General features: G+C 71.5%; 23 protein-coding genes. 1 reads left to right on the forward strand and 22 read right to left on the reverse strand.

Annotation, left to right across the window (positions count from 1 at the left end):
• Positions 1-22: 22 nt before the first annotated feature.
• From E8D37_RS02335 to E8D37_RS02370, 9 genes are all read right to left on the reverse strand, one after another.
• Positions 23-1,252, reverse strand: a complete 1,230-nt coding sequence (locus tag E8D37_RS02335; RefSeq protein ID WP_136568168.1) for a dipeptide ABC transporter ATP-binding protein — start codon at positions 1,250-1,252, stop codon at positions 23-25.
• The gene (locus E8D37_RS20675) at positions 1,249-1,374 is read right to left on the reverse strand and encodes a hypothetical protein (protein ID WP_346763576.1); all 126 of its coding nucleotides are present in this window, start codon (positions 1,372-1,374) and stop codon (positions 1,249-1,251) included. Before E8D37_RS20675 ends, E8D37_RS02335 begins: the two co-directional genes overlap by 4 nt.
• Complete coding sequence (locus E8D37_RS02340) at positions 1,364-2,350, reverse strand: ABC transporter ATP-binding protein (protein ID WP_346763577.1); 987 nt, start codon at positions 2,348-2,350, stop codon at positions 1,364-1,366. Before E8D37_RS02340 ends, E8D37_RS20675 begins: the two co-directional genes overlap by 11 nt.
• Positions 2,347-3,354 carry an ABC transporter permease gene (locus E8D37_RS02345; protein WP_136568169.1) on the reverse strand — a complete coding sequence of 336 codons (1,008 nt, stop codon included), beginning with the start codon at positions 3,352-3,354 and terminating at the stop codon, positions 2,347-2,349. Before E8D37_RS02345 ends, E8D37_RS02340 begins: the two co-directional genes overlap by 4 nt.
• A gap of 185 nt (positions 3,355-3,539) precedes the next feature.
• Complete coding sequence (locus E8D37_RS02350) at positions 3,540-5,300, reverse strand: ABC transporter substrate-binding protein (protein ID WP_136568170.1); 1,761 nt, start codon at positions 5,298-5,300, stop codon at positions 3,540-3,542.
• An 81-nt stretch (positions 5,301-5,381) separates the two neighbouring features.
• Entirely contained in the window at positions 5,382-6,389 is a 1,008-nt protein-coding gene (locus E8D37_RS02355) for an ABC transporter permease (RefSeq protein WP_136568171.1), read from the reverse strand.
• A 172-nt stretch (positions 6,390-6,561) separates the two neighbouring features.
• Positions 6,562-8,346 carry an aspartate--tRNA ligase gene (gene aspS, locus E8D37_RS02360; protein ID WP_136568172.1) on the reverse strand — a complete coding sequence of 595 codons (1,785 nt, stop codon included), beginning with the start codon at positions 8,344-8,346 and terminating at the stop codon, positions 6,562-6,564.
• Between the two features lie 76 nt (positions 8,347-8,422).
• Entirely contained in the window at positions 8,423-9,760 is a 1,338-nt protein-coding gene (gene hisS / locus E8D37_RS02365) for a histidine--tRNA ligase (RefSeq protein WP_136568173.1), read from the reverse strand.
• Positions 9,757-10,437, reverse strand: a complete 681-nt coding sequence (locus tag E8D37_RS02370; protein WP_136568174.1) for an MBL fold metallo-hydrolase — start codon at positions 10,435-10,437, stop codon at positions 9,757-9,759. Before E8D37_RS02370 ends, hisS begins: the two co-directional genes overlap by 4 nt.
• A gap of 145 nt (positions 10,438-10,582) precedes the next feature.
• Between E8D37_RS02370 and E8D37_RS02375 the strand changes: the two genes are divergently transcribed.
• Positions 10,583-11,809 (forward strand): DUF349 domain-containing protein, encoded by a 1,227-nt coding sequence (locus E8D37_RS02375; RefSeq protein ID WP_136568175.1) that lies wholly within the window; start codon positions 10,583-10,585, stop codon positions 11,807-11,809.
• Positions 11,810-11,896: 87 nt separating this feature from the next.
• Here E8D37_RS02375 and E8D37_RS02380 read toward each other — a convergent pair whose 3' ends face one another.
• The 13 genes from E8D37_RS02380 to E8D37_RS02440 all read right to left on the reverse strand — a co-directional run bounded on the left by E8D37_RS02380 (position 11,897) and on the right by E8D37_RS02440 (position 24,921).
• Positions 11,897-14,122 carry a bifunctional (p)ppGpp synthetase/guanosine-3',5'-bis(diphosphate) 3'-pyrophosphohydrolase gene (locus E8D37_RS02380; RefSeq protein ID WP_206055552.1) on the reverse strand — a complete coding sequence of 742 codons (2,226 nt, stop codon included), beginning with the start codon at positions 14,120-14,122 and terminating at the stop codon, positions 11,897-11,899.
• 199 nt (positions 14,123-14,321) lie between these two features.
• The gene (locus tag E8D37_RS02385; protein ID WP_136568413.1) at positions 14,322-14,864 is read right to left on the reverse strand and encodes an adenine phosphoribosyltransferase; all 543 of its coding nucleotides are present in this window, start codon (positions 14,862-14,864) and stop codon (positions 14,322-14,324) included.
• Between the two features lie 17 nt (positions 14,865-14,881).
• Positions 14,882-16,126, reverse strand: coding sequence for a protein translocase subunit SecF (secF, locus tag E8D37_RS02390; protein WP_136568177.1), 1,245 nt, complete (start codon positions 16,124-16,126; stop codon positions 14,882-14,884).
• Positions 16,126-17,988 (reverse strand): protein translocase subunit SecD, encoded by a 1,863-nt coding sequence (secD, locus tag E8D37_RS02395; protein WP_136568178.1) that lies wholly within the window; start codon positions 17,986-17,988, stop codon positions 16,126-16,128. Before secD ends, secF begins: the two co-directional genes overlap by 1 nt.
• 5 nt (positions 17,989-17,993) lie before the next feature.
• Positions 17,994-18,365: a preprotein translocase subunit YajC gene (gene yajC, locus E8D37_RS02400; protein ID WP_168929583.1), complete on the reverse strand. Its 372-nt coding sequence runs from the start codon at positions 18,363-18,365 to the stop codon at positions 17,994-17,996.
• Between the two features lie 232 nt (positions 18,366-18,597).
• Positions 18,598-19,662 (reverse strand): Holliday junction branch migration DNA helicase RuvB, encoded by a 1,065-nt coding sequence (ruvB, locus tag E8D37_RS02405; RefSeq protein ID WP_136568180.1) that lies wholly within the window; start codon positions 19,660-19,662, stop codon positions 18,598-18,600.
• Between the two features lie 17 nt (positions 19,663-19,679).
• Entirely contained in the window at positions 19,680-20,291 is a 612-nt protein-coding gene (gene ruvA, locus E8D37_RS02410; protein ID WP_136568181.1) for a Holliday junction branch migration protein RuvA, read from the reverse strand.
• Positions 20,288-20,896 (reverse strand): crossover junction endodeoxyribonuclease RuvC, encoded by a 609-nt coding sequence (ruvC, locus tag E8D37_RS02415; RefSeq protein WP_136568182.1) that lies wholly within the window; start codon positions 20,894-20,896, stop codon positions 20,288-20,290. Before ruvC ends, ruvA begins: the two co-directional genes overlap by 4 nt.
• Positions 20,897-21,032: 136 nt before the next feature.
• Complete coding sequence (locus E8D37_RS02420; RefSeq protein ID WP_136568183.1) at positions 21,033-21,800, reverse strand: YebC/PmpR family DNA-binding transcriptional regulator; 768 nt, start codon at positions 21,798-21,800, stop codon at positions 21,033-21,035.
• Between the two features lie 80 nt (positions 21,801-21,880).
• On the reverse strand, positions 21,881-22,510 hold the full coding sequence (gene pdxT, locus E8D37_RS02425) for a pyridoxal 5'-phosphate synthase glutaminase subunit PdxT (protein WP_240770141.1): 630 nt from the start codon (positions 22,508-22,510) through the stop codon (positions 21,881-21,883).
• A gap of 44 nt (positions 22,511-22,554) precedes the next feature.
• Positions 22,555-23,610, reverse strand: a complete 1,056-nt coding sequence (locus E8D37_RS02430; protein ID WP_136568184.1) for a signal peptidase I — start codon at positions 23,608-23,610, stop codon at positions 22,555-22,557.
• Positions 23,607-24,233 carry a hypothetical protein gene (locus E8D37_RS02435; protein WP_136568185.1) on the reverse strand — a complete coding sequence of 209 codons (627 nt, stop codon included), beginning with the start codon at positions 24,231-24,233 and terminating at the stop codon, positions 23,607-23,609. Before E8D37_RS02435 ends, E8D37_RS02430 begins: the two co-directional genes overlap by 4 nt.
• Positions 24,217-24,921: a signal peptidase I gene (locus tag E8D37_RS02440; protein WP_136568415.1), complete on the reverse strand. Its 705-nt coding sequence runs from the start codon at positions 24,919-24,921 to the stop codon at positions 24,217-24,219. The genes E8D37_RS02435 and E8D37_RS02440 overlap by 17 nt, the downstream gene beginning before the upstream one ends.
• Positions 24,922-24,944 lie beyond the last annotated feature (23 nt).

The following is a 24,944-nucleotide window of genomic DNA, read 5'->3' on the forward strand; positions in this document are numbered from 1 at the left end:
TCGCCGTCCTGGCTGGGCGGGGTCAGGCGGACACCATCTCCTGGCGCTCCAGGTCGTACCACGTCTTGTCGTACCCGGGGTGCTGCGGGACCTCGGTCGGCGTCACGGACGCGTCGGGGCTGCCGGCGCTGTCCAGGCCGAGGAGGCGGGTCGTCGCCGGCTGCTCCGGCGCCTTGCCGAGCTCGCCGGGGAAGTGGCAGGCGACCTTGTGGCGGGGGCCGATCTGGAGCAGGGGCGGCTCGACCTTGGCGCAGATGTCCTTCGCGATCGGGCAGCGGGTGCGGAACCGGCAGCCGGACGGCGGGTTGATCGGGCTGGGGACGTCGCCCTCGAGGCGGATGCGCTCCCGACGACCGCCGACCGCAGCCTGCTTGATGTCCGGCACGGCGGAGAGCAGCGCCTGCGTGTACGGGTGGTGGCTGCGCTTGTAGAGCGTGTCCCGGTCGGCGATCTCGACGATCTTGCCCAGGTACATCACGGCCACCTCGGGGCAGAAGTGGCGCACGACCGCGAGGTCGTGGGCGATGAACAGGAAGGCGATGTCGAACTCCTTCTGCAGGTCCTGCAGGAGGTTGATCACCTGGGCCTGGATGGAGACGTCGAGCGCCGAGACCGGCTCGTCGGCCACGAGCAGCTTCGGGTTGAGCGTGAGCGCCCGGGCGATGCCGATGCGCTGACGCTGGCCGCCGGAGAACTCGTTCGGGTAGCGGTTGTAGTGCTCGGGGTTGAGCCCCACCACCTCGAGGAGCTCCTGGACGCGCGAGAGCACCTGCTTCTTCGGGACCACCTTGTGCACCTCGAGGGGTGCGCCCACGATCGCGCCCACGGTGTGCCGCGGGTTCAGCGAGGTGTAGGGGTCCTGGAAGATCATCTGGACGTCGCGACGCAGCGGCTTGAGCTGCCGGTTCGACATCGAGGCGATGTCCTGCCGGTTGTCGCCGAAGTACATCTGGCCGGACGTCGGCTTGTAGAGCCGGGTGATGAGCCGGCCGGTCGTGGACTTGCCGCAGCCGGACTCGCCCACCAGGCCCAGGGCGCCGCCCTTGGGCACCTCGAAGGAGACGCCGTCCACCGCCTGCACGTGGCCGACGGTCCGCGAGATCACGCCCGAGGACTTCACGGGGAACCACATGCGCAGGTTGTCGACCGTCAGCACGGGCGGGGCGTCGGGGTCGAGGCGGGGCGGCGTGTGCTGCTCCCCCGCGAGCTCGCTGAACGTGACGTCCGTCGTCGGCTCGTTGGTCTCGGTCATCGGGGGTCGTTCTCCTCGAGCAGGTCGGGCGCGATCACGGGCAGGACCTCGGCCCGGTAGATGCTGGAGGGGTCGGCGAGGTGGCAGCGCTTGAGGTGGCCCGCCTCCCCGTCACCCTGCACCAGCTCGGGCAGGACCGTCGAGCACAGCCCCCCCCTCGACCTTGTCCTTGTGGGTGCACCGCGGGTGGAACGCGCAGCCCGGCGGGGGGCTCAGCAGCGACGGCGGGTTCCCGGGGATCGGGATGAGCGGGGCGTCGGTGTCACCGGTGACGTCCGGGACGCTCGACAGCAGGCCCCACGTGTACGGCATCTGCGGACGCATCAGGACGTTCTTCGCCGTCCCGTACTCCACGCCACGCCCGCCGTACATCACGAGGATGTCGTCGGCCATCTCGGCGATCACGCCGAGGTCGTGGGTGATCATGATGATCGCGGAGTCGAACTCGCGCTGCAGGTCCTGGAGCAGGTCCAGGATCTGCGCCTGCACCGTCACGTCCAGGGCGGTGGTGGGCTCGTCGGCGATGATGAGCGAGGGGTCGTTGATGAGGCCCATCGCGATCATCGCGCGCTGGCGCATGCCGCCGGAGAACTGGTGCGGGAAGTCGTCCACGCGGCGGTCGGGCTGCGGGATGCCGACGCGGTCGAGCATCTCGATCGCCTTGCGGCGGGCCTCGCGCTTGGACGCCGACGGGTGGTGGACCTGGTAGGCCTCCGCGAGCTGGCCGCCGACCTTGTAGAAGGGGTGGAGGGCCGCGAGGGCGTCCTGGAAGATCATCGAGACCTGGCGGCCGCGGATCTTGCGCATCTTCGACTCGGGCAGGCCGACGACCTCCTGGCCGTCGACCTTGATGCTGCCGGTGATCCGGGCCGACTTGGGGTCGTGCAGGCCGAGCACGGCCATGGACGACACCGACTTGCCGGAGCCGGACTCGCCGACGATGCCGAGCGTGCGGCCCTTCTGGACCGAGTAGCTGAGCCCCTGGACGGCCGTGATCAGGCCGTCCTCCGTGGGGAAGCGGACCGTGAGGTCCTCGACGACGAGGTAGGGGTCCCCGGACGCGTCCGCCCGGGTGGTGCTGGGGGCGGTGACGGTCACGAAAGCCTCACTCTCGGGTCGAGGGCGCTGTAGACGATGTCGACGGCGAGGTTCGACAGGATGAGCACGCTGGCGCTGAAGATGGCGGTGGCGGACACGATCGGCAGGTCCATCGCGCGGATCGCCGTCAGCGTCCACAGGCCGATGCCGTTGATGTCGAAGATCTTCTCCGTGAAGATCGTGCCGGCCAGGAGCGTGCCGAAGTCGATGCCGAAGATGGTGACGATGGGGACGAGCGCGGCGCGGAGCGCGTGCTTGTAGACGACCGTCCGCGTCGGCAGGCCCTTCGCCTTGGCGGTGCGGATGTAGTCCTCGCTCAGCGCCTCCACCATGGAGCCGCGGCTGTAGCGGGTGTACTGGGTGCAGCCGAAGACGCCGAGGCAGAGCCAGGCCAGGGCCAGGCCGCCGAACCACGCCACCGGGTTCTGGGTGATCGGTGTGTACCCGGGCTCTCCCAGCCAGGGCACCTGCCAGTACACCGCCACGTAGAGGTAGGCGAGCAGGGCGAAGAGGTAGTACGGGATCGAGCTGATGACGAGGAAGGACGACACGAGCGCCTTGTCCGCCAACGATCCTCGTCTTCGCGCGGCCGCCACGCCCATCGGCACACCGATGAGCAGGTACAGGAAGGCGCCGCCGACGGCCACGGAGACCGTGGCGGGCAGGCGCTTCTTCATGTCGTTCCACACCGGCTTGCCGGTGGAGTAGGACAGCCCGAAGCAGGGGGCGTCGCACTGGACGGTCACGCTGCTGATGGTGATGTCGCGGCCGACGAAGATGCCGCCGACGTAGCGCCCGTACTCGGCGAAGATGTTGTTGTCGTAGCCGAGCTCCTCGGTGAAGACCGCGAGGCGCTCGGGCGTGCAGCGGTTCGACGTCTTGGTGTCGCACATCGCGCGCGCCGGCTCGCTCGGGCCGTACCAGAACAGCGCGAAGACCGAGAACGAGACGAGGAGCAGGACCACCGCCCCTGAGATCAGGCGCTTCAGGATGTAGGCGTACACGCGGTGTGACTCTCCTCGGTGCGGCCCTGGTGGGGGCTGCGGTTGCGGGACGGTGGTCGGGCCGTGGCCCGACCGCGGTGGTGGGGACCCCCGGGTCCCGGGAGTCCCCACCACGTTGCGGTGTTGCGGTGTTGCTGGTTACTGCTGGTGAACCACGAGGCTCACGTGAGTGCCGACGCGGAGCGTCAGTTCATCACGAAGAGGTTCTTGTAGTTCGGGGCGCCGAGAGCCTCGTCGCCCGAGGGGTTGCCGATCTTCGAGCCGAACGTGAACAGCTGGTTGTAGTACGCGGTCGGGATCGCCGGGAAGTACTCGGTCTCGATCTTCTCGTCCAGCGCACCCCAGGCGTCGGCCTGCTTGTCCAGGTCCATCGTCGGGATCTTCTTCATCTCGGCGTCGATGCTCGCTTCGGAGAAACCACCGGTGTTGTAGACGGCACCGGAGCGGAACAGCGGCGGGATGAAGGTCAGGGCCGACGGCCAGTCGGAGCACCAGGCCACGCCACGGACGTTCAGGCTCTTGTTGAGCTTGTCGGAGGTGTTCGTCCAGGTGGAGTACGGGGACTCCTGGACCGGGGTGGCCTTGACGGTGAGACCGGCGGCCTCGAAGCCCTTGGTGATGACGTTCTGGGCCTTGACCGCGAGCGGGTCGGGCTCGTAGTAGATCATCGAGACGGAGTCGACGTCGGAGTCCGCGAGCAGCTCCTTGGCCTTCTCCGGGTCGTAGCTGAACGCCTCACCGTCGACGTAGTAGTCGGGCTTGCCGGCCATGCCCGGGGGCATGATCGAGTTCGCCATGGTGCGGGTCACGCCCGGCACCTGACCGCCGGCGGTCCACACGTCCTCGTAGGGGTACGCGTAGGCCAGCGCCTTGCGGAAGTTGATGTCCGTGGAGGCGTAGTCCGGGTACAGGAAGCTCGTGCACTGCGTGGACTGCTGCACGAGGCGGTCACCCAGGTCGTTCAGCGCCGTCTGGTAGTTCGAAGCCTGCAGGTCCGTGGACAGCGAGGTCTGCGACTGGGTGTTGTCGCTGAGCATGATCTCGTCGGTCTGGTCCGGGTCGGCGTTGAACTTGAAGATCCACTTGTCGGCGTACTGGTGACGCGCGGTGTCCGTGCTCGGGTCCCACTGGTCGTTCTTCACCAGGACGAGCTCGTCCTGCGGCGTGAAGGACTCGACCTTGTAGGGGCCGTTGGACAGGATGTTCTGACCGTAGGTGGTCGGGTTCGACCGGTTGCCCAGCGGCGCCGGGCCCATGGCCATGAACGCGCCCCAGTAGTCCATGTCGGGGAACGACTTGCTCATGTGGATGGTGACGGTCTTGGCGTCGTTGTCGTAGTCGACGCCGCCCCAGTCCTCCCACGAGGTCTTCTTGTCCGTGTACGGACCCTCGTAGTCGGGGTTGGCGAAGTACGTCTTCGAGTACTCGGTGCCGGCACCGCTCGGGAACGCCTTGGAGTCCATCGAGCGGGCGATGCCGAACGCGACCTCCTTGGCGGTGATCGGGTCCCCGTTCTCCCAGGTGATGCCGTCACGCAGGGTGAAGGTCCACTCGGTGAAGTCGTCGTTGTGCTGGCCGAGGTCGGTCGCGAGGTCGGGGACCAGGGTCGCGTTGCCGTCGGAGTCGACCGAGTACTGGGTCAGCGACCGGCTGGTGAGCGCCTGCTGGATCGAGTTGCCGGTGACGGACCACCCGTTGGTCGGGTCGAGGTCGTCCGGGCCGTAGTCGCCGGGGAGGTACACCGTGATGGTGCCGCCCGAGGTGGCGCCCTCGACGTCGGCGGCGGGTGCGGTGGCGTTGGCGTCCTTGTCGGAGCCCGCGTCGGTCTCCTGGAAGGAGCCCGAGTCGCTCGGGGAGGTCGGGTCCCCGCTACCCCCGCCGCACGCGGCGAGGGTGGCGAGAGCGGCGACGCCGGCGACGAGTGCCAGCGGCTTGGTCCGTCTCATAGTCCAGCCTTTCTGTTTCTTGGGTTCGCGCCCCGAGGAGGAGGTCGGGGCGACGGGTGCACACGCTGGGCGGAGGAGGGCTCAGCGGCGTGTCTTGGGGTCCAGGGCGTCGCGCACGGCGTCACCGAGGAGGTTGAGGGCGAGCACGAGCACGACGATCGCGAGCAGCGGCTCGTAGAGGTAGAGCGGGTACTCCTTGAAGAACCCGGTGGCGTCGTCCAGCATCTGCCCCCACGAGGGACGCGTCCGGATGCCCACGCCCAGGTAGGCGAGGCCGGACTCCGCGGCGACGAACGCGGGCAGCATCAGCGAGGTGCTCACGACGATGGGCGCCACGATGTTCGGCAGCAGCTCCTTGACCAGGATGCGCCGGGTGGGCATGCCCATCACCCGGGCCGCGTGGACGAACTCGCGCTCGCGCAGCGAGAGGACCTCGCCGCGGATGAGGCGGGCCAGGCCCATCCAGCCGAAGAAGCTCAGGACCATGACCAGCAAGACGACCTGCGCCGCCTCGTAGTGGTCGCCGTCGCGGAAGCGCTCGTTGACGATCGGGGCGATCGTCAGCGCCACGAGCAGGAACGGCAGCGTGAGGAAGAAGTCCGTGAAGAACGACAGGACGCGGTCGACGATGCCGCCCATGAACCCGGCGAGCAGGCCGACGACGATGCCGAGGACGGTCGCCACGATCGTCGAGAGGGTGGCGATCTCCAGGGAGTTGCGCGCCCCCTCGAGCCAGTAGGCCAGGTTGTCCACCGCGGTCGTCGGCGCGATGCCGAACGGGTGCGACCAGACGAACGTCCCGTAAGGCGGGCCGAACTCGGCCTTGGGCACGCCGTTCAGGTTCAGGAACTGGGTCGGGAACTGCGTCTCCGCGGTGACCCCGAACGCCTTCTGCAGCAGACCCTCGAAGATCGCCAGCAGGACGAACAGGACCACGACGACCATGCAGACCACGGCGACCTTGTCGCGCATCAGGCGCCCGAAGGCGATCCGCAGCGGCGACTTCCCGGAGATCTGCGCCGCGTTGCCCTTGGGTCGGGACTTCTGCGGGTCGAGCTCCGTGGTCTCCTCGGCAACAGGTGCCGACATGCTCACCTCATCTAGTGGGGGGTCTTGCCCCGGGGGTCTCCCGGCGGGCACGCCCTACGTGCCGGTAGGACTCTAGGTGACGTCCCGCGCAACAGGGATCACTCGCGCGTAACGATCTGGTCTCGGCGCCCGACCGGTCGGAGGACGGTTTTGCGCCGAATGGTGCGGCCGGTCAGGCCTCGGGAGCGAGATCCTCCGCCGGAACCGCGTCCACACCGGCCTCCTTGCGCTGCGCCTCCGTGATCGGGGCCGGGGCCGCCGTCAGGGGGTCGTAGCCGCCGCCCGACTTCGGGAAGGCGATGACCTCGCGGATCGAGTCCACGCCGGCCAGGAGGGCCGTGATGCGGTCCCAGCCGAAGGCGATGCCGCCGTGCGGGGGCGCGCCGAACTTGAACGCCTCGAGGAGGAAGCCGAACTTCTCCTCGGCGGTCGCCTCGTCCAGGCCCATGACGGCGAACACGCGCTTCTGCACGTCGTCGCGGTGGATACGGATCGAGCCGCCACCGATCTCGTTGCCGTTGCAGACGATGTCGTAGGCCCAGGCCAGGGCGTTGCCCGGGTCGGAGTCGAACGCCTCGAGGTCCTGCGGCGAGGTGAAGGCGTGGTGGACGGCCGTCCACGCGCCGTCGCCCACGGCGACGTCACCGCTGGCCACGGCGTCGGAGGCGGGCTCGAACAGCGGCGCGTCCACGACCCATGTGAAGGCCCACGCGGACTCGTCGATGAGGCCGCAGCGGCGACCGATCTCGAGCCGCGCGGCGCCGAGCAGGGCGCGCGAGGGCTTCACCGGGCCGGCTGCGAAGAAGATGCAGTCGCCCGGCTGGGCACCCACGTGCGCGGCCAGGCCGGCCTTCTCCTCGTCGGTGATGTTCTTGGCCACGGGGCCGCCCAGCGTCCCGTCCTCGCCCACGAGGACGTAGGCGAGACCCTTGGCCCCGCGCTGCTTGGCCCAGTCCTGCCACGCGTCGAGCTGCTTGCGCGGCTGCGAGGCGCCGCCCGGCATGACGACGGCGCCGACGTAGGGCGCCTGGAACACGCGGAACGGGGTGTCCTTGAAGTACTCGGTGCACTCCACGAGCTCCTGGCCCATGCGCAGGTCCGGCTTGTCCGAGCCGAAGCGGGCCATGGCGTCCGCGTAGGTGATCCGCGGGATCGGCGTGACGATCTCGTGGCCGATGAGCGCCCACAGGCTCTTCAGGATGGCCTCGGCGAGCTCGATCACGTCGTCCTGCTCGACGAAGCTCATCTCGATGTCCAGCTGGGTGAACTCGGGCTGGCGGTCGGCGCGGAAGTCCTCGTCGCGGTAACACCGGGCGATCTGGAAGTAGCGCTCCATGCCGGCCACCATGAGCAGCTGCTTGAACAGCTGGGGGCTCTGCGGGAGGGCGTACCAGGAGCCCGGACGCAGGCGCGCCGGCACCAGGAAGTCACGGGCGCCCTCGGGGGTGGAGCGGGTGAGGGTCGGCGTCTCGACCTCGACGAAGTCCCGCTCGAGCAGGACGTCGCGGGCGGCCTTGTTCACCTTCGAGCGCAGGCGCAGCGCGCCGCCGGGGCCCGAGCGGCGCAGGTCGAGGTAGCGGTGCCGCAGACGCGACTCCTCCCCCACCTCGCCGGCGGAGTGCCCGGCCTCGTCGATCTGGAACGGGAGCGGCGCGGCCGCGTTGAGGACCTCGAGGTCGGTGGTGATGACCTCGATCTCGCCCGTGGGCAGGTTCGGGTTGGCGTTGCCGTCGGGGCGCAGGGACACCTCGCCGGTGACCTTGATGCAGTACTCGCTGCGCAGGGCGTGGGCGACCTCCTCGTCGCGGACGACCACCTGGACGACGCCGGTGGACTCCCGCAGGTCGAGGAAGGCGACACCGCCGTGATCGCGACGACGGGCCACCCACCCGGCGAGGGTGACGGTCTGGCCGACGTGCTCGGCGCGGAGGGCGCCGGCGTCATGGGTGCGGATCACTGCTTGGTCTCCTTGGTGGTTGCTGCTGCGGGTGCTGCGTACTGGTGTTGCGAGCGGGTGCCGCTGGGGCCGGCGCTCAGGCGCCGGGGACGACCTGCGGGCGCAGGTCCTGGGGCGATGGTGTCCACGTGGCGGGGTCCGCGTCCACCTGGACCCCGTCGCGGATGTCCTTGACCTGGTTGCTGCCGTCGTCCTGGGGGAACCACACGAACGGGATGCCCCGGCGCTCGGCGAACCGGATCTGCTTGCCGAACTTCGCCGCCGTCGGCGCCACCTCACACGGGATCGAGCGGGCGCGCAGGGCCGCGGCCACGGCCTCGGAGGCGGGCCGGGACTCCTCGTCCGTCACCGCCACGAGGACGGCGGACGGGACGCTGCGCGAGGCGGTCAGACCGGTCCGGGCGAGCAGCGGCACGAGCACCCGGCTGACGCCGAGGGAGATGCCGACGCCCGGGTAGGTGACCTTGCCGTCGGAGGCCAGCGCGTCGTAGCGGCCACCCGAGCAGATCGACCCCATCGACTCGTAGCCGTCCAGGCGGGTCTCGAAGACGGTGCCCGTGTAGTAGTCGAGCCCCCGCGCGATCGAGAGGTCCGCCTCCACGCGGACGCGGTCGCTGACCAGGTCGGCGACCCCACGCACGAGGGCGGCGAGCTCGTCGAGGCCCTCGTCCAGGAGCTCGTGGGTCACGCCGAGGTCACGGACGCGTTCGACGAACGAGTCGTCGCCGGAGCGGATGGTGGCCAGGGCGAGGACGCGGTCGGCCTGCTCGGACGTCGCGCCCGCCTCGTCCACCAGCATCTGGTGGACCTTCTCGACGGGCAGCTTGTCCAGCTTGTCGACGATCCGCATGACCTCGTCGAGGTCGTCGAGGCCCAGGCCGGCGTAGAAGCCCTGGATGAGCTTGCGGTTGTTCACCTGGAGGCGGAACGCGGGCAGGAAGGTGAGCCGGGTCAGGGCGTCGACCATGACGCGGGTGACCTCGACGTCGTGGTGGAACGGGAGCGCGTCGCGGCCGACGATGTCGATGTCGGCCTGCGTGAACTCGCGGAACCGGCCCTCCTGCGGGCGCTCGCCGCGCCACACCTTCTGGATCTGGAAGCGGCGGAACGGGAAGTCCAGCTTGCCCGCGTTCTCCAGGACGTAGCGGGCGAACGGCACGGTGAGGTCGAAGTGCAGGCCCATGCCGGCGTGGCCCTCGTCGCTCGTCTCGTGCAGGCGGCGCAGCAGGTAGACCTCCTTGGAGGTGTCGCCCTTGCGCAGGAGTTGGTCGAGCGGCTCGACGGCACGCGTCTCGATCCCGGCGAAGCCGTGGAGCTCGAAGGTGCTGCGCAGGGTGTCGATCACCTGCTGCTCGACCGCGCGCTGGGCCGGCAGCAGCTCCGGGAAGCCGCTGAGCGGGGTGGGCTTGCTCATGGGGTCGTGAGGTCCTTCAGGTACGGGTTGGTGGCGCGCTCGCGGCCGATCGAGGTCTGGTCGCCGTGCCCGGGGAGCACGACGACGTCGTCGGCCAGCGGCAGCACCTTGGAGGCGAGGCTGCGCAGGATGCTCGGATGGTCCCCGCCGGGCAGGTCGGTGCGCCCGATGGAGCCCTTGAAGAGCAGGTCGCCGGAGAACATCACCTGCGACACGCCCTGCTGCTCGTAGGGGGTCCGGAAGACGACGGAGCCCTCGGTGTGGCCGGGGGTGTGGTCGACGTCGAACGTGAGCCCCGCCAGCTCGAGCGTCTGCCCGTCGGCGAGCTCACGCACGTCGTCGGGCTCGGCCCACGTGAGGTCCTGCCCCAGGAGCATGCGCGCGGTCTCGCGCGACATGCCCGCCATGGGGTCCGCCAGCAGGTGACGGTCGCGCGGGTGGATCCAGGCGGTGGCGTCGTGGGTGCCGGCGACGGGCGCCACGCTCCACATGTGGTCGACGTGACCGTGCGTGACGAGGACCGCGACGGGCTTGAGGCGGTGCTCGCGCACGACCTCCTCCACCCCGCCGGCGGCGTCCTGGCCGGGGTCGACGACCACGCACTCGGCGCCCGCGCCGGTCGCCACGACGTAGCAGTTGGTGCCCCACATCCCTGCGGGAAAGCCGGCGATCAGCACCCGCACACCCTAGCGACGACACGCCCCAGCGCACGTCTTGGCCTCCTCCTCGCCCTACGACCAGTCGGTTTCCGTCTACGATGGCCCCGCCAGTGACCTGCTCCGTCCTCGACGGAGCACCGACATGCGATCAGGAAGCCGAGCCGTGACGAGCCACCAGTGGGGCCGGGTCGACGACGACGGGACCGTGTACGTCAAGACCGCCGAGGGCGAGCGACCCGTCGGCCAGTACTCCGAGGGGTCTCCCGAGGAGGCCCTCCGCTTCTTCACCGAGCGCTACGACGCGCTCGCGTTCGAGGTCGAGCTGCTCGAGAAGCGGATCGGCACGGGAGTGATGAGCCCCGAGGAGGCGGCCGAGTCGGTCACCACCGTCCGGGCCCAGGTCACCGACGCGCACGCCGTCGGGGACCTCGCCGCTCTCGAGACCCGCCTCGCGGCGCTCGAGCCCCTCATCGCCCAGCAGCGCGAGGCCCGCAAGGTCGAGCGCGCCCAGCGCAGCGCCGAGGCGAAGGCCGCCAAGGAGAAGGTCGTCGCCGAGGCGGAGGCCCTCTCGGCGGGCAACGACTGGCGCAACGGCGCCAACCGTCTCCGGGACCTGCTGGAGGAGTGGAAGGCGATCCCGCGGATCGACCGCCCCTCCGACGACGCGCTGTGGCGCCGCTTCTCCACCGCCCGCACCACCTACACCCGCCGCCGCAAGGCTCACTTCGCTGAGCTCAACGAGCGCCGCGAGGGCGCCAAGGTGGTCAAGGAGCGGCTGGCCGCCGAGGCCGAGGCGCTCGCGACGTCCACCGACTGGGGCCCGACCGCCGGCCGCTACCGCGACCTCATGCGCGACTGGAAGGCCGCGGGACCGGCACCGAAGGACGTCGACGACGCCCTCTGGAAGCGGTTCCGGGGCGCCCAGGACCAGTTCTTCGGCGCCCGCGACGCAGCGAACGCCGCGCTCGACGCCGAGTTCGCCGACAACGCGGTGGTCAAGGAGCAGATCCTGGTCGAGGCCGAGGCGCTCCTGCCCGTCACCGACCTGGAGGCGGCCAAGCGCGCGTTCCGCGACCTGGCGGACCGCTGGGACGAGGCCGGCAAGGTCCCGCGGGCGCGGATCAAGGAGCTCGAGGGCCGCATGCGGAAGGTCGAGCAGGCCATCCGCGACCTCGAGCAGGAGCAGTGGCAGCGCACCGACCCCGAGAAGTCCGCCCGTGCGGACGACATGGTCGCCAAGCTGCAGGCCGCCATCGACAAGGTCGAGGCCGACCTGGAGAAGGCCCGCGCCGCCGGCAACGCCAAGAAGGTCGCCGACCTGGAGGAGAACCTGGCCTCGCGCCAGCAGTTCCTCGAGATGGCCAAGCGCGCCTCGGCCGACTTCTCCTGACGTTCTCCTGACGGCCGAACCCGGCCGCACAGCGCACGAGGGCCCGCTCCCCCTGGGGAGCGGGCCCTCGCGTCGTCCTGCCCGCGCCTACTGCGTCACGCGGTAGGCGTCGAAGACGCCGTTCACGCCGCGCACGGCCCGCAGCACGCTGTCGAGGTGCTTGGTCTCCGCCATCTCGAAGGTGAACCGGCTCTTGGCGATCCGGTCTCGGGTGGTGGAGAGGTTGGCGGAGAGGATGTTCACGTGGGCGTCGGAGAGCGCCATGGTGATGTCCGAGAGCAGCCGCGCCCGGTCGAGGGCCTCGACCTGGATGTTGACCAGGAAGGTCGAGGACTCGGTGGGAGCCCACTCGACCTCGAGGATCTTCTCGGGGCTGCGCTCGAGCTCGGTGGCGTTGGTGCAGTCCTTGCGGTGCACCGACACTCCCCCGCCCTTGGTGACGAAGCCGAGGATCGGGTCCGGAGGCACGGGCGTGCAGCACTTGGCCAGCTTCACCCACAGGTCGCTGGCGCCCTTGACGATGACGCCGGCGTCGCCGCCCGACGCCGCGCGCCGGCTCCGGCCGGTGATGGTGACGGCCTCGGCGAGGTCCTCCTGCGCCCCCTCGGCGCCGCCGTGGATCTCCAGGACGTGCTTGACCACCGCCTGCGCGGAGAGCTGGTTCTCCCCCACCGCCGCGTAGAGCGCCGAGATGTCGGCGAGCTTGAAGTGCTCGGCGACCAGCGTGAGCGACTCGTGCGTCATCACGCGCTTGAGGGCGATGCCCTCCTTGCGCATGAGCTTGGCGATCTGCTCCTTGCCGTCCTCGATCGCCTCCTCGCGCCGCTCCTTGGTGAACCACTGACGGATCTTGGAGCGGGCGCGGTTGGACTTCACGAAGCCCAGCCAGTCCCGCGACGGACCGGCCGTCGGCGACTTGGAGGTGAACACCTCGACGACGTCGCCGTTGTCCAGCGTGGACTCCAGCGGCACCAGGCGGCCGTTCACCCGCGCGCCGATCGTGTGGTGGCCGACCTCGGTGTGGACGGCGTAGGCGAAGTCGACCGGGGTCGAGCCCGACGGCAGCGCGATGACGTCGCCGCGCGGGGTGAAGACGTAGGTCTCCGCCTGGTTCATCTCGAACCGGAGGGACTCCAGGAACTCCCCCGGGTCCTCGACCTCGTTCTGCCAGTCCAGCAGCTGCCGGACCCAGGTCATGTCGTCGAGGTCACCGCGCTGGTCGGTGTCGACGCCGGTGCGGTTGTCCTCCTTGTACTTCCAGTGGGCCGCGACGCCGTACTCCGCACGGCGGTGCATGCCGAACGTCCGGATCTGCATCTCCACGGGCTTGCCCTGCGGGCCGATCACCGTCGTGTGCAGCGACTGGTACATGTTGAACTTGGGCATCGCCACGTAGTCCTTGAACCGCCCCAGCACCGGGTTCCAGCGCGAGTGCAGCACGCCGAGCACCGCGTAGCAGTCGCGGTCCTCCTCGACGAGGACGCGGATGCCCACCAGGTCGTAGATGTCGGAGAACTCGCGGCCGCCGACGATCATCTTCTGGTAGATCGAGTAGTAGTGCTTCGGTCGGCCGGTCACCTTGGCCTTGATCTTGGCCTCGCGCAGGTCGTTCTCGACCTGGGTGATGACCTCCGCCATGAACTGGTCACGCGAGGGCGCGCGCTCGGCCACGAGGCGGACGATCTCGTCGTAGACCTTGGGGTGCAGGGTCGCGAACGCGAGGTCCTCCAGCTCCCACTTGATGGTGTTCATGCCCAGGCGGTGGGCCAGCGGGGCGTAGATGTCCAGCGTCTCGCGCGCCGTGCGCTCCTGGCTCTTGGCCGGGACGAAGCGGAGCGTGCGCATGTTGTGCAGCCGGTCCGCGAGCTTGATGACCAGCACCCGGATGTCCCGGGCCATCGCCACGATCATCTTGCGGATGGTCTCGGCCTGGGCGGAGTCGCCGTAGACGACCTTGTCCAGCTTGGTCACGCCGTCGACGAGCCGGGCGACCTCCTCGCCGAAGTCGGCGGTGAGCTCCTCCAGCGTGTACGGCGTGTCCTCGACCGTGTCGTGCAGCAGGGCGGCCGCCAGGGTCGGCTCCGTCATGCCGATGCCGGCCAGGATCGTCGTCACCGCGAGCGGGTGCGTGATGTAGGGGTCGCCGCTCTTGCGCATCTGGCTGCTGTGCAGGCGCTCGGCGGTCGTGTAGGCCCGCTCGAGCAGCGCCAGGTCGGCCTTCGGGTGGTGCGCCCGCACGGCCCGGAAGAGCGGCTCGAGGACCGGGTTGAAGCCGGGGCTCCGCGTGCCCATCCGGGCGAGGCGCGCGCGCATGCTCCGCGCCGACGGGGCCGGCTCCGGGACGCGACCCGCGGCGTCACCGCGGTCGGGGCGCCGGGGCGGCACCTGCGGGGGTGCCGGGGGCGCGGCCGCGCGGGGCGGCGTCGGCCCCTCGCTGGGCTGCGACGCCGGGGACGGCTGGTGGACCCGCTCCTCGGTCATTGGCCCAGTCTAGGCACAGGCCCGCCGCAGGTCAGCCGATGGTCAGCAGGCTGGTGACCGGCAGGTCCCCCAGCGCCTCGCGCCAGGGCAGGAAGGCCAGGTCCATGAGCACGGCCACGCCCACGACCTCGGCGCCACAGGCCTCGACCAGGTCGACGGTGGCCCGGGCGGTCCCGCCGGTGGCCAGCACGTCGTCCACGAGGAGGACGCGCTCGCCGGCGGCGACCGCGTCGGTGTGCAGCTCGAGGGTCGCCGAGCCGTACTCCAGGTCGTAGGAGACCGCGCGCGTCGCGCGGGGCAGCTTCCCGGCCTTGCGGACGGGCGCGAACCCGGTACCGAGGGACAGCGCGACGGGCGTGCCGAGGAGGAAGCCGCGGGCCTCCATGCCGAGCACCTTGTCGACGGCGGGCGCGCCCGAGGCGTCCCGCCCCGCGCCGGCGAGGGCACCGACGACGTCCGCGAGGCCCGCGGGGTCCGCGAGCAGCGGGGTGATGTCCTTGAACACCACGCCCGGCTCGGGGAAGTCCGGGACGTCGAGGACGAGCCGCTCGAGCGCGGCCCGGCCCCGTGCCAGGACGTCGTCGGCGCCGCTCACTGCTGCGGCTTCTGGGGCTTGCCCCGCTTCGAGCGCGGCTGGCGGGTGGGCTGCTGCCGACCCGCCGCGGAGCCCGAGTCCATCGGGCCGTGGGCGGCGGGGGCCGTGCGGCCCCGGCCCATCGCGTCCGCGGACCCGCGACCGTAGGCGCGGCTCGCAGCGGGAGCGACCGCCTCGTCCTCGTCCACCAGGTCCTCGTCCGGCTCGCCCACCGGCATGTCGTCACGGTAGGTGGGGACGGCGGCGTAGCGGTCGACGTTCTTGCGGCGCGAGCGGGCGCGCTTCTCGGCCTCGAGGACGTCCTTCTCCCGCGACTTCATCTGCACCAGCAGCGGCGTGGCGATGAAGATGGAGGAGTAGGTGCCCGCGGCGGTGCCGACGAACAGGGCCAGCGCGAGGTCCTGGAGCGTCGAGGCGCCCAGGGTGAGCGCGCCGATGAGCAGGATCGACGCGATCGGCAGCAGCGCCACGACCGAGGTGTTGATCGAGCGGACCAGCGTCTGGTTGACCGCCAGGTTGGCCGCCTCGCCGTAGGTCTGGTGGCGCCGGCGCATCAGCTTGGCGTTCTCCTTGACCTTGTCGAAGACGACGACGGTGTCGTAGAGCGAGAACGCCAGGATGGTGAGCACGCCGGTGACGGTCGCCGGGGTCACGGTGAAGCCCACCAGGGCGTAGATGCCGATGGTGAGGACGACGTCGTGGGCCAGGGCGACGAGCGCGGCCAGCGACATCTTGAACTCGCGGAAGTACGCCCAGATGAAGAGGACGACCAGGACGAGGAAGACCGCGAGGCCGATGAGGGCGCGCTCGGCCACCTGGGCGCCCCAGCTGGCGCCGATGTCGGACTGCGTGAGCGCGTCCTGGTCCTCGCCCGTGGTCTTCAGGATGACGTCGGCGACGGTGGCGGCGTCGTCCGCCGACATCGGCTCGGTCTGCACCACGAGGCCGTCGCTGCCGGCCGTGGTCACCGTGGCGCCCTGGGCGGCCTCGATGCCGGTGCCGACGACGGCGCTGCGGACGTCGTCCACCTCGGTCTGGGAGATCCCGCTGGAGGCCTGCACCCGGAAGCTCGTGCCGCCGGTGAACTCGATGCCGAGGTCGAGGCCCCGGATCGACATGCTGACGACGGCCAGGAGGATCAGGACGCCCGAGATGCCGTACCAGAGCCACTTGCGACCGACGAAGTCGATCGATCGACGACCCGCGTAGAGGTCGTTGCCGAAGCGTGCGAATGCGCCCATCAGGCGTTCCCTCCCTGCGGCGTGCGGGGGCTGAGCCCGATCGCCTCGGCGTCCAGGCCCGAGAGCCGGTGACCAGCGTTGAAGAACCGGAAGCGGGCGAGCCAGGAGACCATCGGCTTGGTGAACCAGAAGAAGACCACCAGGTCGACGATCGTGGTCAGGCCCAGCGCGAACGCGAAGCCCTTCACCACGCCCGCGGCGAAGATGTAGAGCACGACCGCCGCGAGCAGGGACACCGTGTCGGCGGCCAGGCAGGTGTTCCGGGCCCGCTTCCAGCCGGACTCCACCGCGACGCGCATCGACTTGCCGTCGCGCATCTCGTCGCGCACGCGCTCGAAGAGCACGATGAAGGAGTCGGCTGTGATGCCGATCGCGATGATCATGCCCGCGATGCCGGGCAGGGTCATGGTGAACCCGGCCGTGGCGCTGAGCAGGAGGATGAGCGCGTAGGTGACGGCCGCCGCGACGCCGAGCGAGGCGATGACCACGAGGCCGAGCCCGCGGTAGTAGAGCAGGCAGTAGAGCATGACGACGAGGAGGCCGATGCCACCCGCGATGAGGCCGGCGGTGAGCTGGTCACCCGCGAGCGAGGGGCCGATCGTCTCGACCAGCGGGTTCTTCTCGAACTCGATGGGCAGCGAGCCGTACCGCAGGCTCGTGGCCAGCGACGTGGCGGACTCCTCGGTGAACGAGCCCGAGATCTGGGCCTGCCCGTTGAGGATGATCGCGTTCATCGTCGGGGCGGAGAGCACCTGGCCGTCGAGGACCATCGCGAACTGGCCGCCGTCGTTGTAGAGCTGCTTGGAGATCTTGGAGAACGTCTTGGTGCCCTCGCTGTCGAACTGCAGCGTGACGACGTAGCTGATCTCGTTCTGGGGGATCTCGGCCTGGGCGTCGCTGAGCTCGGTGCCCTCGATCATCGCCGGGCTGAGCAGGTAGGCGATGCCGTCGGTGTCACAGGTGATCAGCGGGGCGTCCGGGTCGTCGGACATGATCTGCACGGCCGAGCCGTCGGTCGGGCAGGTGACCGTCTGGAACGCCAGCACGCAGTCCGTGGTCGGGCTGTCCTTCCACTTCAGCGGCGTGGACAGGGTCGAGTCCTTCGCGGCCGAGGTGAGGCACTGGGCGACCAGCTTCTTGTTGTACGTCGCCTTGTGGGTCTCGGTGTCGGCGGACGCCGTGGACGACGCCGAGGCCGTGGAGGTCGCGGACGCGCTGGCGCTCGCGTCGGCGCTGGACGTGGCGGACGCCGTGGCGCTCGCGGTCTTCGTCGCCGTGGCGGTGGCCTTCTTGGTGGAGGAGGCGGTGGCCTTCTTCGTCGACGTCGCCGTCGCCTTCTTGGTGGCCTTCTTGGTGGCCTTGGCCTTCGTCAGGTAGCTGAGCGAGGCGCGGTTGTTGCCGCTGGAGCTGCTCGACGCGCTGGCGGAGGCGCTGGCCGACGAGCTCGACGACGAGGACGAGGAGCCGGAGTTGTCCACGGTCGTGGACACGCAGTTGCCGTCGATCGTCGAGCAGGCGACGACGCGGAAGCGCAGCTGCGCGGTGCGCTCGACGGTCTCCAGCAGGTCACGCCGGTTCTCGCCGGGGATCTCCACGACGATCTCGTTGGAGCCCTGGGTGGTGACCTCGGCCTCGGCGACGCCGGAGGCGTTGACGCGGTTGTCGATGATGGCGCGCGCCTCCTCCAGGGACTCCTCGGAGGGGCTGCCCTTGGCGCGCAGGGTGATGCTGGTGCCGCCCTGGAGGTCGAGACCCAGGGAGGGGGTCCAGCTGCCGGCGACGGCGACCAGCCCGTAGACGATCGCGAGCACCACGAAGAACGCGAGGAGCATGCGTCCCGGGCGCGCGGTCCTGGTAGCCATGCTGCTCAGCTCTCCTTGTCGTCCGAGCCCGGGGTCGAGCCGGTGGTCGGGTCGGTGTCGGCGGTGTCGCCGGAAGCGGGGGTCTCGTCGCCGGTCTGGTCGCCGGTCTCGTCCTCGGCCTCCTCGACCTGCGGCGGCACGACCTGGCCGATGGCACCGCGGGCGACGGTCACGACCGTGCCGGGGCTCAGCTCGACCTGGATGCGGTCGTCGTCGATCGAGACGACGGTGCCGAAGAGACCGGCGGTCAGCATGACCTCGTCGCCGGGCTCGAGGGAGCGCTGCATGGCGGCCGTCTCCTTCGCGCGCCGCTGCTGCGGGCGGATGAGGAAGAGCCAGAAGACAACGACGAGGAGGATCGGAAGGAGCAGTTCCACGAGGGGTATTTCTCTCCGGTGACGGCGTGAGTGGGACGGTGGCGCGAGCGCGCGAGGACCTCCGCTGGAGGGCTCCGGCGCCGACGCCCGGCGAAGTCTAACCGTGGGGGTGAGACGGGGGAGCAATCCCCGGTGATCGGGGCGGCGGCACCCCCGGTGCGACCCACGTCACGGGGCGCACCCACCGCCGGAGGCCCGGGTCACCCCCTCGCCCCCGTCCGGGCGGCGTGCGTCAGTCGGCGTCGAAGAGGCCCTCGTCCAGCGGCGCCGGGGCGCTCAGGCCGAGGTGCTGCCAGGCGGCCGGGGTCGCGATCCGCCCTCGCGGCGTCCGGGCGAGGAAGCCGAGGCGCACGAGGAACGGCTCCGCCACCTCCTCGACGGTCTCCCGCTCCTCCCCCACGGCCACGGCCAGCGTGGAGACGCCGACGGGCCCGCCGCCGAAGCGGCGGCACAGGACGTCGATGACGCCGCGGTCGAGGCGGTCCAGCCCCAGGGCGTCCACCTCGTACAGCTCCAGTGCGGCCTCGGCGACGTCGCGCGTGAGCACGCCCGAGGCCCGCACCTGGGCGTAGTCCCGCACCCGGCGCAGCAGCCGGTTGGCGATGCGCGGCGTGCCGCGCGAGCGCGAGGCGATCTCCGCCGCCCCCTCCGCCTCCAGCTCGACGCCGAGCAGCCCGGCGGAGCGACGCACGATGAGGTCGAGGTCGGAGGGGTCGTAGAACTCCAGCTGCGCGGTGAAGCCGAAGCGGTCCCGCAGCGGACCGGGCAGCAGCCCCGCCCTGGTGGTGGCCCCCACCAGGGTGAAGGGCGGGATCTCCAGCGGGATCGCCGTGGCGCCCGGGCCCTTGCCGATGACGACGTCGACCCGGAAGTCCTCCATCGCCATGTAGAGCATCTCCTCGGCGGGTCGGCTCATCCGGTGGATCTCGTCGATGAAGAGGACGTCGCCCTCGTTCAGCCCCGAGAGGATGGCCGCGAGGTCGCCGGCGTGGGTGATCGCCGGGCCGGAGGTGAGGCGCAGCGCCGAGCCCATCTCGTGGGCGATGATCATGGCCAGGGTGGTCTTGCCGAGGCCCGGGGGCCCGGAGAGCAGGACGTGGTCCGGCGCCCGCCCACGCAGCCGGGCCGCCTCGAGGACCAGGCCGAGCTGGTCGCGGACCCGCTGCTGGCCGACGATCTCCTCGAGGCTGCGCGGGCGCAGCGCTGCCTCGACCGCGCGCTCGTCACCGTCGGCGTCCGCGGTGGTGAGCGACTCGAGCCGGCCCTCCTCGAGGGCGTCGAGGTCGTCCTCGTGCATCGTTCAGGTCCCTCTTCTCAGGCCTTGGAGAGCGTGCGCAGCGCGGCCCGCAGCAGCGTGGCCACGTTCGGGCTGTCCCCGGCCTGGTCGGCGACGGCCTCGACCGCCCGCTCGGCGTCCTTCACGTTCCAGCCGAGCCCCTGGAGGCCCTGGGTGACCTGCTCGCGCCAGGGCTCCCCCGCCGACGGGACGGCGGCCGCCGCCTGCGTGGCCAGCGGGGCACCGATCTTGTCCTTCAGCTCCAGGATGATCCGCTGGGCGCCCTTCGGCCCGATGCCCGGGACCCGGGTGAGGGTCTTGACGTCGCCCGCCGAGATGGCGCGACGCAGGTCGTCCGGCGCCAGCACGGCGACCATCGCCTGGGCGACCTTGGGGCCGACGCCCGAGGCCGTCTGGAGGAGCTCGAAGCACGCCTTCTCGTCCTCGTCGGCGAAGCCGAAGAGGGTCAGGGAGTCCTCCCGCACCACCAGCGACGCGGCGAGGGTGGCCCGCTGGTCGCTGCCGACCTTCGGCGAGAGCCCGGCGAGCGTCGACGGGGTGCACTGCAGCTCCAGGCCCACCCCACCGACCTCGACGACGGCGCTGGAGAGGGTGACCGCGGCGACGCGGCCCGAGACGAAGGCGATCAACGGGTCCTCCCGGGGAGTCGTGACTGGATGGCGCCGGCGGGCAGCGAGCCCGTGCCGGGGCGGGCGCCGCGGGCGACGGGCGCCCGGCGCAGGAGCGCCTCGCGGGCCGCGGCCTGCTCGAGACGGGTGCCGGCCGAGCCGCGCCAGACGTGGGTGATGGCGAGGGCCAGGGCGTCCGCGGCGTCCGCGGGCTTCGGCATGGCGTCCAGGCGCAGGATGCGGGTCACCATCGCGCCCACCTGCTTCTTGTCCGCGCGGCCCGAGCCCGTGACGGCGGCCTTGACCTCGGACGGGGTGTGCAGCGCGACGGGCAGGCCGCGCCGGGCGGCCACCACCATCGCGATGCCGCTGGCCTGGGCGGTGCCCATGACGGTGGAGACGTCGGAGCGGGCGAAGACGCGCTCGACCGCCACCGCGTCGGGGCGGTGCTCCTCGATCCACGCCTCGATGCCGGCCTCGATGGTCACGAGCCGCTGCGGCACCTCGAGGTCCGCGGAGGTGCGGACCACGCCGACGTCGACCAGCGACAGCGGGCGGCCCACGGTCCCCTCGACCACGCCGAGCCCGCACCGGGTGAGGCCGGGGTCGATCCCGAGCACGCGCACGCGCGATCCCCTCCCCTGCTCGGTGCCCACGTCCGGGTGGACGTGCCGCCTGCTCGTCCGAACAGGTGTTCTAACCGTAGACGACGACGCCCCGCGGTCCCTGGCGGGACACGCGGGGCGTCGGTAGCCGGGTGGCTCAGGCGTCCACGGACTCCAGGACCTCGTCCGGGATGTCGGCGTTGGAGAAGACGTTCTGCACGTCGTCGAGGTCGTCGACGGCGTCGACCAGGCGCATGACCTTCTCGGCCACCGAGGCCTCGCCGACCGGGATGTCCATGCTCGCGACGAAGAGGACGTCGGCGGAGTCGTAGTCGATGCCGGCCTCCTGCAGGGCGGTGCGGACGGCGACGACGTCGGCGGCCTCGGACTGGACCTCCCACACCTCGTCCAGGTCCTTGACCTCCTCGGCGCCCGCGTCGAGCGTGGCCTCGAGGACGTCGTCCTCGGAGACGTCCTTGCCCTCCTGCGACTTCTGCACGACGACGACGCCCTTGCGCTCGAACAGGCGCGAGACGGAGCCCGGGTCGGCCATGGTGCCCCCGTTGCGGGTGACCGCGGTGCGGACCTCCATCGCGGCGCGGTTCTTGTTGTCGGTGAGGCACTCGACGAGCAGGGCGACACCCTGCGGGCCGTAGACCTCGTACATGATCGTCGTGTAGTCGACGCCGCCGCCGTCGAGGCCGCCGCCGCGCTTGACCGCGCGGTCGATGTTGTCCTTCGGCACCGAGGTCTTCTTGGCCTTCTGGATGGCGTCGAAGAGCGTCGGGTTGCCCGCGGGGTCGGGCCCACCCATCTTGGCGGCGATCTCGATGTTCTTGATCAGCTTCGCCCAGAGCTTGCCGCGCTTGGCGTCGATGGCGGCCTTCTTGTGCTTCGTGGTCGCCCATTTGGAGTGGCCGGACATGGTCTTCGTCTCCCGGTGTCGTGGTTCGTGCGCTCGGTCGGTGGGGTGCTGCGGCACCGCTGGTGCGGCGCGCGCTCCCCTCAGGCGTCTCGGACCAGGTCCCGGAAAAGACCGTGGACCCGGGAGTCGCTGCCCACCTCGGGGTGGAACGACGTCGCCATCAGGTGGCCCTGGCGGACCGCCACGATCCTACCCGCCGCGGCGCCCACCCCCGCAGCAGCGGTCTCCTCGGCGTCCAGCGCGGCCAGCACCTCGACGTCCTCGCCCACCTGCTCCACCCACGGGGCGCGGATGAAGACGCCGTGGACCGGGCTGTCGAGGCCGGCGACGTGGACCGGCCCCTCGAAGGAGTCGACCTGCCGGCCGAAGGCGTTGCGCCGCACCGTCACGTCGAGGCCGCCGATGGTCTCCTGCCCCTCGACCCCGTCGAGGATGCGGTCGGCCAGCAGGATCATCCCCGCGCAGGTGCCGAAGGCCGGCATGCCGCCGCGCACCCGCTCGCGCAGCGGCTCGAGGAGCTCGAAGACGCGCGCCAGGTGGGCCATCGTCGTGGACTCCCCGCCCGGGAGCACGAGGCCGTGGCAGCGCTCCAGCTCCTCGGGGCGGCGCACGCGCAGCGGCTCGACGTCGAGGGCGGCCAGCGCCGCCAGGTGCTCGCGCACGTCGCCCTGGAGGGCGAGCACGCCGATGGTGGGTCGGGGGTTCGGCACGAGGCCCGATCCTAGGCAGGGTCCGCGGGACGACCGCGGGCGGCTCAGACGCAGGCGACGAGGCCGGCGACCACGGTCACGCTGCGCGCGGTGCTCGGGCCGCCCTCCCAGCCGCTGAGCTGGGCCCGGACCCGGAGCAGGCCCGTGGAGAGCAGGCTGCCGGCCGGCACCGTGACGCTCTGGGTGGAGGACCCCGTGGCGGTGACGGTGGTGAGGGTGGTGGAGTCGTTCGGGTAGGTCACCCGGTACGCGGTGGCGCCGGCGACCGCGGGCCACGTGAGGGTGGCCGAGCCGGAGACGCCCTGGACCAGGGCGCCGCAGGACACCACCGGCGTCGAGGTCGCCTGGGTGGAGAGGGACGCCGTGAGGGGCACCGCGTCGGTCCAGGCGCCCGTGGCCCCGGCCGCTCCGCCGCCGAGGCTGAGCAGGGCGACGAGCGCGGCCACGACGCCGGTGCGGCGGCCGCGGCGGCCCGCCCCGGCGCTCCGACCGGCCGCGCGGTGGCTGCCGGGCCGGGCCTGCGGGGTGACGGGGCCGGCGGGGTCGGTCGTGGTGGCGGGGTCGGTGGTGGCGGCGGGGTCGGCGCTGTCCGGCGCCGTGGTCGCCGGCCTCACGCGCGGGCGCACGACGATGGTGAGCAGCACGGCCGCGTAGGCGCCGAGGAGGAGCAGGCCGTAGGGGCCGGAGAGCCAGCTGACGGCGTAGCCGACCCACGGGACGTGGGCGACGACCCGGTCGGCAGTGGCGACCGTGTACGTCGTGGGGTCGTCGGCGGGGTTGGCGTCGCCGCGCAGGGTGAGGACCCCGGCGCCGTCGCCAGTCTCCTGGACGGCCACGAGCCGGTGGGTCACCCGGGAACCCGTGGCGGTCGGGACCGAGACCACGTCCCCGACGCCGAGGTCCGCGGCGTCGACCTGGTGGGCGAGCGCGAGCGAGCCCGCCGGGATCGCCGGCGCCATGGAGCCGGAGCGGAAGAGCAGGACCCGGACGTCCAGCACGAGCCCGGCGAGCAGGAGGACCAGGCAGACGGTGCCGACCACCGCCCCGGCGGTGAGCAGGAGGTCGCCGAGCCGCGACGTCCGGGTGCGGGCGGTGCTCACGAGAGGTCCGAGGTGCCGGTGAAGGTGAGCGTCACGTCGGTGGTGGCTCCCGACAGGCCCAGCGCGGCGGTGAGCGGCAACGTGACCTCGACGCAGACGGTCTCCGAGGCGCCGGCGGCCAGCGTCCGCTTGGTGGAGACGAGGCTGCCCCCGAGCACCGTGGCCGCGCCGGCCAGGCTCGACCCGGAGCAGGTCTGGGCGAGCCCACTGCCGGTGACGCTCGAGGCGCCGGTGACATCGACTTCGAGGGCGGTGAGCAGGCCCTTGCCGTCGGTGTTCGTGCCGCTGCTCGTGGCCGTCCAGGCCAGGGGCACGGTGCCGTTGTTCTCGAGGGTGAGGACGGCGGCCGTGGAGCTTCCCGGCACGAGGCCGGACAGCGAGAGGTCGCTGAAGGAGGCGACCGAGTCCGCGCCGTCCGCCTGGAGGTCGAGGGTGCCGGTGGCGATCGTGGCGCCGCCGACGACCACCGAGTCGGTCCAGAACGCCTGGGTGGAGGTCACGAAGAGCATCGCGACGGCGCCCAGCCCCAGGCCGGCGCGCAGCCGGCGGGAGGCCAGGAGGCGGGCCGGCCCGGGCGTGAGGCGGCCCGGGGAGCGCTCGGTTCGGTCAACGTGCCGCGGCATGACGTCCTGCTCGTGCTCGGGGTGTGGGGTGGGGCTCGGTGGTGCGGCAGCCGGGCTGCTCGGGCTGGTCGGGCTTGTCGGCAGCCCCGGAGCGGTGCGACGGCAGCGGCTCGGGGAGCCGCGGGGAGGCCGCGGCGACGAGGACGGGGGCCGGTGCCCCGCTGCGTCCGCGCCGGAACCAGCCGACCGTGACCCGCAGCGCCATGAGCGCCGCGTAGGCCAGGAGCAGGCCGGCGACGACCTGGACGCCGGCCTCCCGCTGGGCGGTGGTGAAGGCGTTGGAGAGGTAGCCGAGCCGAGGCACCGCGTACCAGCGCTCCCCCACGACCTGGATGGGGAGCACCCAGGCGGGGTCCGGGTCGGGGTTGTCGTCGCCCTGGGTGCGGAAGACGGTCTTGCCCTGCCCGTTGACGCCGACGGCGACGATGCGGTGGGTGACGACCTCCGGCTCGCCCGAGCGGAGCTGGTAGGTGATGACGTCGCCGACCCGCAGGGTGGAGGCCTCCACGGGCCGGACGACGACGAGCGTGCCCGGCGGCATGCCGGGACGCATGGAGCCGGTGAGGACGGTGTACGGCGTGGCTCCGCCCAGGCGGGGGACGACGACGGCCACCGAGACCGTCGCCAGGGCGGCGACGAGCACCAGCCAGGCCAGGACCTGACCGAGGAATCGCACCAGTCCGCGCATCGTGCTCACCGGCTCGGGTCCGC

Source organism: Nocardioides sp. GY 10127 (genome assembly GCF_004919085.1).
GTDB lineage: Bacteria > Actinomycetota > Actinomycetes > Propionibacteriales > Nocardioidaceae > Nocardioides.